The sequence below is a fragment of the Streptomyces sp. NPDC008086 genome, from assembly GCF_042957325.1.
Lineage (GTDB): Bacteria > Actinomycetota > Actinomycetes > Streptomycetales > Streptomycetaceae > Streptomyces.
Window position 1 is genome coordinate 252,197 of record NZ_JBIBIA010000001.1, and the last position, 13,991, is coordinate 266,187.

The following is a 13,991-nucleotide window of genomic DNA, read 5'->3' on the forward strand; positions in this document are numbered from 1 at the left end:
GGTAGGCACAGCCGATGTACACAAAGCCGTGACCTGGGTGAATACCGGATCGTCGAGGACGCTGGGGACCGTGCCCGGCTGGAAGGCAGCCGGGGCGTGGCTTGCATCAAGAACGGAGTACAGCCCATGACCACGACACAGGGGACCGAGTCGAGGACGCGCCAGAGCGAAACGGCCGCGGAGGCGGTCGGCCGCCTTCGTGCCACGTTCAACACCGGCGTCACCCGCGGACTGGACTGGCGCGTCGACCAGCTGCGGCGGCTGCGGGCCCTGCTGGTCGAGAACGAGCAGGAGCTGATCGAAGCGCTCTGGGCGGATCTGAGGAAGAACGCCGCCGAGGCGAAGACGCAGGAGATCGACTTCACCGTCGCCGACATCGACGAGACGCTGGCGAATCTCGAGAGCTGGCTTCAGCCTCGCCCGGTGGAGGTTCCCGCCCACTTCGGTCCCACGACCACGGCCTACACCACGTACGACCCGCTCGGGGTCGTCCTGGTGATCGCTCCGTGGAATTTCCCGCTGCACCTTCTCATCGACCCCATCATCGGCGCACTGGCCGCCGGGAACACCGTGGTGGCCAAGCCGAGCGAGATCTCGGTGCACACCTCGGCGGTCGCCTCACGCCTCCTGCGCGAGTACTTCGACCCTGACGTGCTCTCGGTGGTCGAGGGGGGCGCCGAGGAGACCACGGCCCTCCTGGCAGAGCGTTTCGACCACATCTTCTACACCGGCAACGGCACGGTCGGCCGGATCGTCATGGCCGCAGCCGCCCAGCACCTCACCCCGGTCACGCTCGAACTCGGGGGCAAGTCGCCGGTCTTCGTGGCGCCCGACGCCGACGTGGAGGAGACCGCGAAGCGGCTGGTCGGCGGCAAGTTCGGCAACGCGGGGCAGCAGTGCATAGCCCCCGACTACGTGCTGGCCGACCCCGCCACCGCCACCGCACTGGTTCCCGCCCTGCGTGCGGCTGTCGAAGCTCAGTTCGGCACCAGCCCGCAGACCTCGGCCGACTTCGGCCGGATCATCAACGAGCGGCACTTCGACCGGCTCACGCGTCTGCTGGACTCCGGCCGGGCGGCGGTGGGAGGCCAGCACGACCGTGACGACCTGTTCATCGCACCGACCGTGCTCACCGATGTCGACCCCGCATCGCCGGTCATGCAGGAGGAGATCTTCGGTCCGATCCTCGCCGTCGTCGAAGTCGAAGACCTCGATGCCGCCATCGCCTTCATCAACGAGCGCGACAAGCCCCTCGCGCTCTACGCCTTCACCGAGTCCGAGGCCACCAAGGCGCGCCTGGTGAACGAGACGTCCTCCGGTGGCGTCGCCTGGGGCCAGCCGGTGATGCAACTGCTCATGCCCGGCCTGCCTTTCGGTGGCGTCGGAGAAAGCGGCATGGGCCGGTACCACGGCCGGTACTCCCTCGAGACGTTCAGCCACCTCAAGGGTGTCGCGGACGTCCCGCTCAGCTAGCCCCCTGCGTCGCAGACCTTCATCCCCTTTCCCTCCGTAGTGCAGAAAGAAAGCAACCCATGCCTGTCAACACTTCAGAAGTTTCGCCCGTCCCGTCACTTTTCTCCCCCGTCTCTCTCGGGAAGATCGAGCTCGCCAACCGCATCGTCATGGCACCGCTGACCCGGGTCCGGGCCGGTTCCTCCGGCATCCCCGGGGACCTGATGGTCGAGTACTACCGGCAGCGGGCGAGCGTCGGAATGATCATCACCGAGGGCACCTACCCCGACCACGCCTCGCAGGGGTATGTCGGTGAGCCGGGCATCGCCACCGACGAGCAGGCGGCCGGCTGGCAGCGGGTGTTCGAGGCAGTGCACGCCGACGGCGGCCGCATCGTCCTGCAGATCATGCACGCCGGCCGCGGCACCCACCCCGACATCAACGGCGGCCGCCGCATCCTCGCCCCCAGCGCGATCGCCATCGACAACAAGACGTTCACCGAGAAGGGCGAGCAGCCCTACCCCGTACCGGAAGCGATGACCACCGCAGAGATCCGGGCAGCCCTGGACGACTTCGTCGCCGCGGCCCGCCGGGCCATCGAGGCGGGAGCGGACGGCGTGGAAATCCACGGCGCCAACGGCTACCTGCTCCAGGAGTTCCTCTCCCCGGCGGCCAACCAGCGCACCGATGCATACGGCGGCTCGCCGCACAACCGCGCCCGCTTCGTCGTCGAGGTCGTCACGGCGGTCGCCCAGGCCGTCGGTGCCGAGCGGGTCGGACTGCGGATCTCGCCGGAGGTCGACCTCGGGGACGTCTTCGAGACCGACCGGGACGACGTCCTGGCCACCTACGGCACCCTGCTCGACCAACTGCGCCCGCTGGGCCTGGCCTACCTCTCCGTACTGCACGCCGAGCCGGGCGGTGACCTGGTGCAGGAGCTGCGGCGGCGCTTCGACGGCAAGCTGATCGTCAACAGCGGCCCCTTCGGGGGGCAGACCAACCGCGAGCAGGCGCTCCAGCAGATCGAGGCCGGCCACGCCGACGCCGTGGCCGTGGGCCGGGCCCTCATCGCCAACCCCGACCTGGTCGAGCGCTGGCAGGATGGCCACCCGGAGAACGAGCCGCGGCCGGAACTGTTCTACGGGCCGGGCGCCGAGGGCTACACCGACTACCCCTTCCTCGAAGCGGCCTGAGGCCCACCGTCACGCCTGTCCATGCGGCAACCCCACTCACCCATGGACAGGCGCCCGACCGGCGACACTGTGCCCGCCTCTTTGAGCCCGCGGTCACATCGGTGATCACCGGCTCGAGGACCGTCGGGTCCGTCAGGGCCTTGACGGTCCGCAGGTTCCTGGTCAGCCTGCGTTCGGTGACCTCGTCGAGCACATCGCTCTGTGCGTCGCCCCGCGGAGTGACGATATCGAGCACCTGCTGGACGGGGCCGTTGATGGTCGTTCCCAACGGGATGGAGGAGGTCATGTTGCTCCCGCGTCCCCGCGGACCTGTCGCCGGCGAGCTTCGACGACTGCTTCCTCGCCAAGATCCGTCGCCTCTCCCTCACCAGCGTCGGCATGTGCGCCCGCGAGGTGGGCCGGCGCGTCACGCGCGCCCCGCTCGACCGGACTCCCGCCCGGAACGGGAGTTCGACCGACCCACGCTCTTGAAACGGCACCCAAGTCCGCGATGAACGGGCTCCTCGCCTGCGTCGCAACTCAAGCGATGACTCGCTGCCGCGGATGACGGTCAGCAGGAGTACAAACTCCCGCCGGGCGTCGACGAGTCGGCGACCGGCCCGATCATCGTCATCCTGCGCGAGCGTCAGCCCGACGTCCTGCTCACTCACGTGGCGAACGACCCCCGTTGATCACCGCGTGGAAGGACCGGCACCGCTCGGTCAGCGGCCATCAGGGCGCCTACGGCATGCGGGAGATCGTGAACGCGATCCTCTATCAGGGACGGACCGGTTGCCAGTGGGCCTATCTGCCGCACGACCTGCCGCAGAAGAGCGCGCCGTACTACTACTTCGCCGCCTGGCGGGACGACGGGCCCGACCAGGTCATCCATGAACTCCTGCGCTGCCAGGTCCGCGAACGCGCCCGACGATTAGAGGACCCGACCCTGGTGGTGCTGGACACCAAGAGTGTCCATGTGGCCGCCGGGGTCCCCGCCGTCACGATCCGGCCAAGCGGGTGCCCCGCCGCAAGCGGGGCCTTGCCGTGGACGTCCTCGGCCTGGTCATCGCGGTCGTCGTCCTCGCGGCGAACACCCACGACAACGCCGCGGGCAATCTCCTGCTTGACCAGGTCGTCGAGCACGCCGGCGGAACCGTCCGCAAAGCCCTGGTCGACCAGGGCTTCAAGAACCAGGTCGTCGCACACGGCGCCGGCCTGGGGATCGACGTCGAGATCGTCCAACGCCACCCGCAGGCCAAGGAGTTCGTGCCGCAGCCGATCCGGTGGAGGGTCGAATGGAACGGGCGACGGCTTGGCCAAGCAACGACGTCCCGGTCGCCTCCGACCTCGGCTTGGAGAGCGCGGCGTGCGACGGCGTGACGACTCAGTGGGTCAGTTCCCGGAAGAAGGTGCGGATGTCACCGACGAGCAGTTCGGGCTGTTCCATGGCGGCGAAGTGGCCGCCGCGGTCGAACTCGGTCCAGTGCACGACGTTGGCGATGCGTTCCGCCAGGGCGCGGATGGGCAGGGCGTCGTACGGGAAGACCGCGACGCCCAGCGGGGTGGGTGACCGCTCTGGCCGGGCTCCGACCGGGTCGGCCGACTGCTGCAGGCGGTTCGCCGGGTGGGTGACCTCGTAGTAGAAGCGGGCCGATGACGCGGCGGTGTTGGTCAGCCAGTACAGCGTGATGTTCGTGAGCATGTGGTCGCGGTCGACTGTCCCCCCGTTGGGGTCGATCCACTCCTTGAATTTCTCGGCGATCCAGGCGAGTTGCCCGGCCGGAGAGTCGGCCAGGGCGAATCCGATGGTCTGCGGCCGGCTCGCCTGGAGGGCGAAGTAGGCGCTGGCCTCGGCCCGGATCTGCAGGTTGCGCTCGAGCTTGGCCTTGTCTTCCGGGCTGACGTCGTCGAGCTCGCCGGGGGCGCCGGTGGGGTCGGTCGTCAGGAAGTTGATGTGTACGCCGATGACGTGGTCGGCATCGACGTGGCCCAGTGCTTGGGAGACGAACGAGCCCCAGTCGCCGCCCTGAGCGCCGTAGCGGTCATAGCCGATGCGGGCCATCAGCTGTGCCCAGGCGCCGGCCACCCGCGTGGGGTCCCAGCCGCGTTCGGTGACCGGGCCCGAGAACCCGTACCCGGGGAGGGACGGGATGACCAGGTGGAAGGCGTCGGCAGGGTCGCCGCCGTGTGCCCGCGGGTCGCTCAGGGGGCCGATCACCTGCAGGAACTCGAGGAACGAGCCGGGCCAGCCGTGGGTGAGGACCAGCGGGGTGGCGTCGGGCTCGGGTGAGCGGACGTGCAGGAAGTGGATGTTCTGACCGTCGATCGTGGTGGTGAACTGCGGCAGTTCGTTCAGCCGCTTCTCCCAGGCGCGCCAGTCGTAGGTGGTGCGCCAGTATTCGGCCAGCTCGCTCAGGTAGTCGACCGGGACGCCCATCTCCCATTCTGTGCCGGGAATCGAGTCGGGCAGCCGGACGCGGCCGAGGCGCTCTCGTAGGTCGTCCAGGTCGGCCTGCGGGATGTCTATACGGAACGGGCGCACGGAGGCATCACCGTCGGAGTTGTTTGTCATGTCCTTGTGTCTTCCATGTGTGGGGAGAGAGCGACCGGATCCAAGCGGCCGCCTCGGCGGCATGGATCAGGCCGGCAGGGTGCCGACCGGCATCCGGCCCAGGTGGCGACGCAGAAGGGCGAGCTCGGTGTCACGGCGGGCGACCAGCTCGGGGTTCTTCTCGCGCACCTCTTCGACGCTGTACGGCTCGATCTGCGTGGCGATGCGCATGAGGTCCGAGCCAGGTTGGCGCCGCCGTGCATGGCCAGCGCCATCCCGTTGATGTCGAGCGTGGGGACCTTGCCATCCGGCGTCGCGAAAATTCCGGCCAGCGCACCGCAAGCGCGCTTGGTGAAGGCGTCGAAGGCCCGGTCGGGTCGGAGGCGGCTGAACAGAGCAGCGGTGACGCGCGCCGCTGAGCCTGCTGTTGCGGGTGTGCCCTGGTGAGGGTCCACGGGCAGACCGTACTTACCGCCGCTGGGTTCAGGCGGGGTTGCCCTGGGACAGGGCGGAGACGTCGGCCCAGTCCTGCCAGGTCTTGAGGCGCTCGGCGTATACGGGGGGAAGCAGCTCCAGTCCCGCGGTGCCGAAGAAGACCCGCAGGGGCGGGGCATCGGCGTCGACGACCTTCAAAAGGGCCGGTCCGGCCGCCGTGGGGTCGCCGATCTTCATGTTCCGCCAGCCCTCGGCCACGGCCGCGCGCACCCCGTCGTAGACGGGCAGCTGCTCCGCGAAGCTGGCGGAGGCGCCGGACCAGTCGGTGGCGAAGCCGCCGGGCTCGACCAGGGTGACCTTGATCCCGAACGCGGCGACCTCCTGGGCGAGGGACTCGGTCAGGCCTTCCAGGGCCCACTTGGAGGCGTGGTAGCCGCCGAGGTTGGGGAAGGTGGTCACGCCGCCGATGGTGGAGATCTGCACGATGTGGCCGCTGCCCTGCTCGCGCAGCAGGGGCAGGGCTGCCTGGGTCACCCACAGGGCGCCGAAGAAGTTGGTCTCCATCTGGTCGCGGACCTGCTGTTCGGTCAGTTCCTCGACGGCGCCGAACAGGCCGTAGCCGGCGTTGTTGACGATGACGTCCAGGCGGCCGAAGTGGGCGTGCGCCCGCTGCACGGCCTCGGTGGCGGCGGCCTTGTCCGTCACGTCCAGGGTCAGCGCAAGGATCGCCTCGCCGTGCGCCGCGACCAGGTCCTTCAGGGAATCGGTGTTGCGGGCGGTGGCCGCGACCTTGTCGCCGCGCTGAAGGGCCGCCTCGGCGAACTGGCGGCCGAAGCCGCGCGAGGAACCCGTGATGAACCAGATCTTGCTCATGGGGACACTCCTACTCGAAACGAGGTGTTGTAGAGAGGTGTTGTAGAGGGACTGCAACTCAGCCTGAGACTCAGTTGCGTGAGCGCATGCGCGCTGAACCAAGCCGATCCGGTGAGCCCAGGACAGTTGTGTACTGGACAGTCGGAAACCTAGGCAGTTCTGTACCGGGTTGTCAAGAAGGGTGGGTCGGCTTTACCTTCGATGTATGGCCAGACCACGAAGCTTCGACCCCGACCACGTCCTCCACGCCGCCGAGCGGCAGTTCCGCGCCTCGGGCTACAACGGCACCAGCGTCGACGACATCAGCGCCGCCACCGGCCTGGGCCGCGGCAGCCTCTATGCCGCGTTCGACGGCAAGCGCGGCGTGCTGCTGCAGGCGATGGCCGACTACTTCGCCCGGGTGGGGCAGTCTGCGCCGAAGCTGCTCGCCGGACCGGACGAGGGCGCCCTGGAACGACTGCACGCATACTTGCTCCGCGCCGTCCACGGAGTGCCACTCGCCGCCGACGTACCCCCCGCACCTGACCGGGCGGCGTCGGCCTGCTTCGCCGCCAAGATGACCCTGGAGATCGGCGCCTCCGACCCCGAGGTGGAACGCCTGGCCAAAGACTGCCTCTCCGCGGTCGTGGGGGCGGTGGCCGAGTGTGTGCGAGCGGCGCAGCGCCACGGCGACATCGACCCCGACGCCGACCCCGAGGACCTCGCGTACCTTGTGCTGACCATCATCCGCGGGATCGATGTCATCGGCGCGCACGGCCACAGCCCCGACCGCCTGACCTCGATCGCGGAGAGCGCGTTCGCCTTGCTGCCGCGCCCGCGCCACCACTGACAAGGCCACGGCCGGCCCCGTCGCACAGGCGTCCGATGCGGCCGGCCCACTTCGACGCCGCGAAGACACGGCCCGCAGACTTACGCGCCGCCGGGCGTCGCCTGGGCGGCCGGCCGAAGAACTGCGCCCGCATCCCGTCGAGTTGCTCCACCGCATACACGGTGTCGCCGGGCTTGAACTGCACGGTCAGCCGCCGAACGCCTCGCCGCCGACAGACGCTGGTACTTCGGCAGCCACTGCGCCAACTCGGACCGCGTTGGCAGGAATTCGCGCCAGCGCTCCGCCTCGGTGCCTCGTAGAGCTGGGTACCGTCCCCCCGCGGATGCGGGCAGCAGTACAAACTCCCGCCGGGCGTCGACGAGTCGGCGACCGGCCCGATCATCGTCATCCTGCGCGAGCGTCAGCCCGACGTCCTGCTCACCCACGTGGCAAACGCCCCCGTACCACCGGGACCACAACCAGGCACAGGCGATCACCCTGCTGACGCGCAGGATCGCCCAGGCCCACGACCATCACCGCGCACCCGACCGCTCGTCGTCGCCCAGGGGTTCCAGTTCGAGCCGCGCCGACCAGGTCTGCGAGGTTCGCCCCCGACCTGCTGCTGGACAGCACGCCCGTGTCCCGCGTCGAGACCAAGGCGATGGGCTGCATGACCGCGCAGGCCCACAGGGTCCGTCCGAGCTGACGGCAATAGGCCCCTGCCTGTTCGCGAGGAGTCTCGGCGCAGGGCAGGGTGAATGCCGGCCCCAGCCCGGTGACCGCGCCCGCCGTGGTCGCCGGCACCACCGTCCGACGCGGCGACGTGATCGCGGCCCACGACGACGGAGTGCTGCGCATTCTCCTGCTGCGCCGCTCGCCCACTCGGCCACCGCCGTCGCGACCACAAAGAAAGGTAAAACCGACCCGCCGCACTTGACAACTCAGTACAGAACTGGCTAGGTTTCCGACTGTTCAGTACACAACAGCCCTGGGGTCACCGGACAGGCTGGGTTCGGCCTTGCAGGACCAGTGCGGACCGTGTCGGTCATGCCCACAACCGAAGGAACCGCCATGCAGACAGCTCCCCGAGTGGCCCTCGTGACGGGTGCCTCCTCCGGGATCGGGCGGGCGACGGCGCTCGCCCTCGTGGGCGCCGGCTTCGCGGTGGTCGGCACGAGCCGCAACGCGGCCAAGGCCGAGCCGATCGCCGGGGTGACGTTCCTCGATCTCGACGTGGCCGACGACAACTCGGTCCGCTCCCTGGTCGGGGAGGTGATCGAGCGGTTCGGCCGGATCGACGTCCTGATCAACAACGCAGGCGTGGGCGCGGTCGGCGCCGGCGAGGAGAGCTCGATCAACCAGGCCAAGGATGTCTTCGACATCAACGTCTTCGGCCTGATGCGGATGACCAACGCAGTGCTGCCCCACATGCGCGCCCAGGGCCGTGGCCGCGTGGTCAACGTCTCCTCGGTCCTCGGTCTGATCCCAGCCCCCTACATGGCCGTCTACGCCGCCACCAAGCACGCGGTCGAGGGCTACTCCGAGTCCGTCGACCACGAGCTTCGCGAACACGGCATCCGGATGCTGCTGGTCGAACCGGCCTACACCAGCACAAGTTTCGAGGCGAGCAGCATGGCACCCGACTCGCCCCTGCCGATCTACGCCGCACAGCGGGAGATCTCCCGAGACGTGCTGGCCACGGCCGTGCGCACCGCCGACCACCCGGGCGTTGTCGCGAAGGTGATCGTCACGGCCGCCACCGATGCCAAGCCCAAGCTCCGCTACACCGCCGGCCCGATGGCCGGGCGCGTCAGCCTCCTGCGCCGGATCGTGCCCTCGCGCACCTTCGACAGACAAGTCCGCAAGCTCAACCGACTGGCCGGCTGACCCCGCAGGACACCCGGCGCCCGAGGGGACACACATGACCAGAACCAGAGACACCGAAGCCGGCATCAGCATCTGCCGTCCGACCGCTCTTGGCGAAGGCTGACGCACATGGAGTTCGAACGCGTCACCTTCGACCTGCCACACGGCACCTTTCACGCCCTGCAGGGTGGTGATCCCGATGGTCGACCGACGCTCGTCCTGCACGGCTTCCCGGACCATCCGCCGACCGCGAAGCCCTTCCTCGCCGAGCTCGGCCGCCGCGGACGCCACGTCCTCGCTACCTGGCTTCGCGGTTACGCGCCGTCCCCGACCGCGGGGCCGTTCGACTTCGCATCCCTCACCAGCGACGTGCTCGCGCTGATCGACCGCTGGTCTCCCGGGCGAGCCGTGGAGTTGATCGGCCACGACTGGGGCGCCTTTATCACCTACGACGCCGTCGCCACCGCGCCGGAGCGGATCGAACGCGCGGTCACGCTCGCCATCCCCCACCCACGCACGTTCCTGCGCCTGCTGCGCCCCGCTCAGCTACCCCGGAGTTGGCACATGGGGCTCTTTCAGCTGCCGGGAAGCGGCTGGATGGCCATCGCCCGCGATCTCGCCCTCATCGACCACCTCTGGCGTCAGTGGTCGCCCGGCCTCTCGCTCGATCCAGCCCTCCAGGCGGAACTGCACGAGGACCTGCGGGCGAGCATGCCCGCGCCCCTGAAGTACTACCGGCAGATGATGCGACCCGGCATGCTGGGGGTGTTGCGCCGCACGTCTCAGCCGATCACGGTGCCCCTCCTGCAGCTCCACGGTGCCGACGACGGCGGCATCCTCCCCCCACAGATCGACGACCGGCATCGGTTCGCCGCCCCGCACGCGCTGGAGATCGTCCCCGACGTCGGCCACTTCCTGCGCATCGAGGCCCCCGCGGCCATCGCGGAACGGATCGCGTCATGGACCAAGTAGCGGATCACATCACTCGAGGTGGGAGACCTATGGCACAGACCGCGGACGCTGCGCGGACCGTCATCATGACCGTGGACGACGATCCCGGGGTGTCCCGGGCCGTCGCCCGTGACCTGCGGCGGCGCTACGGCCAGTCGTACCGGATCGTGCGCGCGGAGTCCGGCGAGTCCGCGCTTCAGGCGCTGCGCGAGCTGAAGCTGCGCGGCGACCTCGTGGCGGTGATCCTGGCCGACTACCGGATGCCCCAGATGAACGGCATCGAGTTCCTCGAACAGGCCCTGGACATCTATCCGGGCGCCCGGCGCGTGCTGCTGACCGCGTACGCGGACACCAACGCGGCGATCGACGCGATCAACGTCGTCGACCTCGACCACTACCTGCTCAAGCCCTGGGACCCTCCCGAGGAGAAGCTCTACCCGGTCCTCGACGACCTGCTGGAGGCGTGGCGGTGCAGCGACTACCGGCCGGTGCCCGCCACCAAGGTCGTCGGTCACCGGTGGTCGGCCCGCTCGTCGAACGTGCGGGAGTTCCTGGCCCGCAACCAGGTGCCCTACCGCTGGTACTCCACCGAGGAGCCCGAGGGGCAGCGGCTGCTGGCCGCGGCGGGCGAGGACGGGCAGCGGCTGCCGGTGGTGATCACGGCGGACGGTACGGCGCTCGCCGAGCCGGAGGTGCCCGAACTGGCCGCGCACGTGGGACTGGCGACGACACCCACCGCCGACTTCTACGACCTGGTCATCATCGGCGGCGGGCCGGCCGGTCTTGGCGCGGCCGTGTACGGGGCCTCGGAGGGCCTGCATACGGTGTTGGTGGAGCGGTCGGCGACCGGTGGGCAGGCCGGGCAGAGCTCGCGGATCGAGAACTACCTGGGCTTCCCGGACGGGGTGTCCGGCGGCCAGCTCACCGACCGGGCGCGACGCCAGGCCACGAAGTTCGGCGCCGAGATCCTCACCGCCCGTGAGGTGACCGGTCTGGAGAGCAGCGGGGCGGCGCGGCTCGTACGGTTCGCGGACGGGTCGACGATCGCGGCGCACAGCGTGATCCTGGCGACCGGTGTGTCCTACCGGCAGCTGGAGGCGCCGGGTGCCGACGAGCTGTCGGGCCGCGGGGTGTTCTACGGGTCCGCGCTCACCGAGGCCGCCGCCTGCCACGGCCACGACGTGTACATCGTCGGCGGCGCCAACTCGGCCGGACAGGCGGCGATGTACCTGTCCAGGGGCGCCAAGTCGGTCACCCTGCTGGTGCGTGGCGCGGACCTCACCGCGTCGATGTCGCACTACCTGATCCAGCAGATCGCCGAGGCCCCCAACATCTCGGTACGCGCGCGTACCGTCGTCGAGGCCGCGCACGGCGACAACGACCTGGAACAGCTCACCCTGCGCGACGTCGACACCGGGGAGACCGAACTCGTCGACGCACAGTGGCTGTTCGTGTTCATCGGCGCGGCCCCGCTGACCGACTGGCTGGACGGCACGGTGTCGCGGGACGAGCGCGGGTTCATCCTCGCCGGGCCCGATCTGACCGCCGACGGGCGGCCACCGGCGGCCTGGGAACTGGACCGGCCGCCGTACCACCTGGAGACCAACATCCCCGGCGTCTTCGTCGCCGGGGACGCGCGCGCGGAGTCCGCCAAGCGGGTCGCGTCCGCCGTCGGAGAGGGAGCCATGGCCGTGATGCTCGTCCACCGGTATCTGGAGCAGTCGTGAGCGGGCGGCCGATGCCGTGCGACGCGGCGGAGATCAGCTCGCTGTTCCTCTTCGAGAAGCTCAGCGCCGAGCAGCTCGACAGGCTGTGCAGCGAGGGGCGGGTCGAACTGTTCGACCCCGGGCCAGTGTTCACCGAAGGTGACCCGGCGGACTGCTTCTACGTGATGATCGAGGGCACGCTCGTCATGTCGCGCCGGGTGGGCAGCGACGACATCGAGGTGAGCCGCACGTCCCAGCCAGGGGTGTACGCGGGGGCCGTGATGGCGTACCTCTGGGACGGAAAACCGCAGCGCTACATGAACTCGGTGCGGGTGTCGGAGCCGACACGGTTCTTCGTCCTGCCCGCCCAATCGTTCGCGAACCTCGTCCACGAGTGGTTTCCGATGGCGGTCCATCTCCTGGAGGGGCTCGCCCTCGGTTCGCAGACCTTCCAGCGGGCCGTCGGGCAGCGCGAACGGCTGCTCGCGCTGGGCTCGTTGTCCGCAGGCCTCACCCACGAGCTCAACAACCCGGCCGCGGCGGCCGCACGGGCCACCTCCTCGCTCAGGGACCGGGTCGCGCACATGCGCAACAAGCTCGGCGTCATCGCCTCGGGCCCCTACCACCGCGACGCCCTGAAGGCCCTGGTCGACCTCCAGGAGCGTACGGCCGAGCGGGTCTCCAAGGCGCCGGTACTGAGCCCGCTGGAGGCGTCCGACCGGGAGGACGAACTCGCCGACTGGCTGGACGACCACGGTGTCCCAAACGGCTGGCAGATCGCGCCGACCTTCGTGCAGGGCGGTCTCGACGTCGACTGGCTGGAGCAGATCGCGGCGGCCGTCGACGAGCAGGAACTCCTGCAGAGTGCCATCGAGTGCCTCAACTACACGGTCGAGGCCGAGCTGTTGATGTCCGAGATCGAGGACTCCACGGCCCGGATCTCCCATCTCGTCGACGCGGCCAAGCAGTACTCCCAGCTGGACCGTGCGCCCTACCAGGTCGCCGACGTGCACGAACTCCTCGACAGCACGCTGCTGATGCTGTCGGGGAAGATCGGGCAGCAGATCAAGGTCGTCAAGGAGTACGACCGGACCCTGCCGAGGATCCCGGCCTATCCCGCCGAACTGAACCAGGTGTGGACGAACCTCATCGACAACGCGGTGCAGGCCATGAACAGTGTGGGCGGCGAAGGGACGTTGACCGTCCGGACCGCGCTCGACAACGACCGGCTGCTGGTGGAGTTCCGGGACACCGGGCCAGGAGTCCCGCCGGACATCCGCGGGCGGATCTTCGATCCCTTCTTCACCACCAAACCGGTGGGCGAGGGCACGGGGCTGGGGCTCGACATCTCGTGGCGGATCGTGGTCAACAAGCACCACGGGGCGCTTCAGGTGGAGTCGACACCGGGCGACACCCGCTTCCAGGTGCTGCTTCCGCTGACCGCCGTGGACAACGACACGACCGAGGAGCCGGAATGACCGACGTCAAGGGGATCGACCCGAGCGTGCCGCCGAGCGGGGACGGGTGTGTGGAGTGCGATGCTGCGGGTGGCTGGTGGTTCCATCTGCGGCGGTGCGCGCAGTGCGGGCACGTGGGGTGCTGCGACTCCTCCCCCGGCCAGCACGCGACGGGGCATTTCCGGGACTCGGGGCATCCTCTGGTGCAGAGTTTCGAGCCGGGTGAGGAGTGGTTCTGGAACTTCGAGACGGGTGAGCTCTACGAGTCCGGTCCGGCCCTGGCTCCCCCGGCCGCCCACCCTGCCGACCAGCCCACGCCGGGACCGGCGGGGCGCGTGCCGACGAACTGGGCGGACACGCTGCGCTGAGCCTGGCCGACCAGGGCTGTCAGTGGTGGATGTCAGGATTCATCTGTGCCGCGGAACCTGTTCGGCACTCCACTCATCGGCCGATCGCGATGCCCCTGCCGCAGCTTTACGGTGCCGACGACGGCGGCATCCTCCCCCCACAGGTCGACGACCGACATCGGTTCGCCGCCCCGCACGCGCTGGAGGTCGTCCCCGACGTCGGTCACCTCGACCCTCGCGGCGAGACCACCGGGATGGGCGGCGCGGGGCCGACTCGGACATGGCGTTGTCGCTGACGGCGGGATGGGGAGGATCTCCGCCCGGTGACCAGCAATGCAACCGTCAACCCGGTCGGTCAGAACCGTCAGGTGCA

The 13,991-nt window shown here is 69.5% G+C and carries 11 protein-coding genes and 1 pseudogene; 9 read left to right on the top strand and 3 right to left on the bottom strand.

Going from position 1 to position 13,991, the window contains the following annotated elements; translation table 11 throughout:
- Positions 1-126 precede the first annotated feature (126 nt).
- From ACFZBP_RS01125 to ACFZBP_RS01135, 3 genes and pseudogenes are all read left to right on the top strand, one after another.
- Positions 127-1,473, top strand: coding sequence for an aldehyde dehydrogenase family protein (locus tag ACFZBP_RS01125; RefSeq protein ID WP_391409206.1), 1,347 nt, complete (start codon positions 127-129; stop codon positions 1,471-1,473).
- A 59-nt stretch (positions 1,474-1,532) separates the two neighbouring features.
- Positions 1,533-2,645 carry an alkene reductase gene (locus ACFZBP_RS01130; protein WP_391409207.1) on the top strand — a complete coding sequence of 371 codons (1,113 nt, stop codon included), beginning with the start codon at positions 1,533-1,535 and terminating at the stop codon, positions 2,643-2,645.
- Between the two features lie 667 nt (positions 2,646-3,312).
- Positions 3,313-3,920: pseudogene (locus tag ACFZBP_RS01135) on the top strand (transposase); the annotation flags it as partial.
- Positions 3,921-4,008: 88 nt separating this feature from the next.
- Here ACFZBP_RS01135 and ACFZBP_RS01140 read toward each other — a convergent pair.
- The 3 genes from ACFZBP_RS01140 to ACFZBP_RS01150 all read right to left on the bottom strand — a co-directional run bounded on the left by ACFZBP_RS01140 (position 4,009) and on the right by ACFZBP_RS01150 (position 6,483).
- Positions 4,009-5,196, bottom strand: a complete 1,188-nt coding sequence (locus ACFZBP_RS01140) for an alpha/beta fold hydrolase (RefSeq protein WP_391409208.1) — start codon at positions 5,194-5,196, stop codon at positions 4,009-4,011.
- Between the two features lie 66 nt (positions 5,197-5,262).
- Positions 5,263-5,406: a hypothetical protein gene (locus tag ACFZBP_RS01145; protein ID WP_391409209.1), complete on the bottom strand. Its 144-nt coding sequence runs from the start codon at positions 5,404-5,406 to the stop codon at positions 5,263-5,265.
- 252 nt (positions 5,407-5,658) lie between these two features.
- Positions 5,659-6,483: an SDR family NAD(P)-dependent oxidoreductase gene (locus ACFZBP_RS01150; RefSeq protein WP_391409210.1), complete on the bottom strand. Its 825-nt coding sequence runs from the start codon at positions 6,481-6,483 to the stop codon at positions 5,659-5,661.
- Positions 6,484-6,688: 205 nt separating this feature from the next.
- Between ACFZBP_RS01150 and ACFZBP_RS01155 the strand changes: the two genes are divergently transcribed.
- The 6 genes from ACFZBP_RS01155 (at position 6,689) to ACFZBP_RS01180 (ending at position 13,639) form a co-directional block, all read left to right on the top strand.
- Positions 6,689-7,312: a TetR family transcriptional regulator gene (locus tag ACFZBP_RS01155; RefSeq protein WP_391409212.1), complete on the top strand. Its 624-nt coding sequence runs from the start codon at positions 6,689-6,691 to the stop codon at positions 7,310-7,312.
- 1,050 nt (positions 7,313-8,362) lie between these two features.
- A complete protein-coding gene (locus tag ACFZBP_RS01160; protein WP_391409213.1) occupies positions 8,363-9,178 on the top strand; it encodes an oxidoreductase in 816 nt (271 codons plus the stop codon).
- A gap of 108 nt (positions 9,179-9,286) precedes the next feature.
- Complete coding sequence (locus ACFZBP_RS01165) at positions 9,287-10,129, top strand: alpha/beta fold hydrolase (RefSeq protein ID WP_391409214.1); 843 nt, start codon at positions 9,287-9,289, stop codon at positions 10,127-10,129.
- A gap of 29 nt (positions 10,130-10,158) precedes the next feature.
- Positions 10,159-11,835: an FAD-dependent oxidoreductase gene (locus tag ACFZBP_RS01170; RefSeq protein WP_391409215.1), complete on the top strand. Its 1,677-nt coding sequence runs from the start codon at positions 10,159-10,161 to the stop codon at positions 11,833-11,835.
- Positions 11,832-13,292, top strand: coding sequence for an ATP-binding protein (locus ACFZBP_RS01175; protein WP_391409216.1), 1,461 nt, complete (start codon positions 11,832-11,834; stop codon positions 13,290-13,292). The genes ACFZBP_RS01170 and ACFZBP_RS01175 overlap by 4 nt, the downstream gene beginning before the upstream one ends.
- Complete coding sequence (locus ACFZBP_RS01180) at positions 13,289-13,639, top strand: UBP-type zinc finger domain-containing protein (protein ID WP_391409217.1); 351 nt, start codon at positions 13,289-13,291, stop codon at positions 13,637-13,639. The genes ACFZBP_RS01175 and ACFZBP_RS01180 overlap by 4 nt, the downstream gene beginning before the upstream one ends.
- Positions 13,640-13,991 lie beyond the last annotated feature (352 nt).

What these genes read in the sequence shown, in the direction of transcription:
- ACFZBP_RS01125 (WP_391409206.1), top strand. Translation starts at nt 127, where the DNA reads ATGACCACGACACAGGGGACCGAGTCGAGGACGCGCCAGAGCGAAACG.
- ACFZBP_RS01150 (WP_391409210.1), bottom strand. Translation starts at nt 6,483, where the DNA reads ATGAGCAAGATCTGGTTCATCACGGGTTCCTCGCGCGGCTTCGGCCGC.
- ACFZBP_RS01130 (WP_391409207.1), top strand. Translation starts at nt 1,533, where the DNA reads ATGCCTGTCAACACTTCAGAAGTTTCGCCCGTCCCGTCACTTTTCTCC.
- ACFZBP_RS01140 (WP_391409208.1), bottom strand. Translation starts at nt 5,196, where the DNA reads ATGACAAACAACTCCGACGGTGATGCCTCCGTGCGCCCGTTCCGTATA.
- ACFZBP_RS01180 (WP_391409217.1), top strand. Translation starts at nt 13,289, where the DNA reads ATGACCGACGTCAAGGGGATCGACCCGAGCGTGCCGCCGAGCGGGGAC.
- ACFZBP_RS01155 (WP_391409212.1), top strand. Translation starts at nt 6,689, where the DNA reads ATGGCCAGACCACGAAGCTTCGACCCCGACCACGTCCTCCACGCCGCC.
- ACFZBP_RS01145 (WP_391409209.1), bottom strand. Translation starts at nt 5,406, where the DNA reads ATGCGCATCGCCACGCAGATCGAGCCGTACAGCGTCGAAGAGGTGCGC.
- ACFZBP_RS01160 (WP_391409213.1), top strand. Translation starts at nt 8,363, where the DNA reads ATGCAGACAGCTCCCCGAGTGGCCCTCGTGACGGGTGCCTCCTCCGGG.
- ACFZBP_RS01170 (WP_391409215.1), top strand. Translation starts at nt 10,159, where the DNA reads ATGGCACAGACCGCGGACGCTGCGCGGACCGTCATCATGACCGTGGAC.
- ACFZBP_RS01165 (WP_391409214.1), top strand. Translation starts at nt 9,287, where the DNA reads ATGGAGTTCGAACGCGTCACCTTCGACCTGCCACACGGCACCTTTCAC.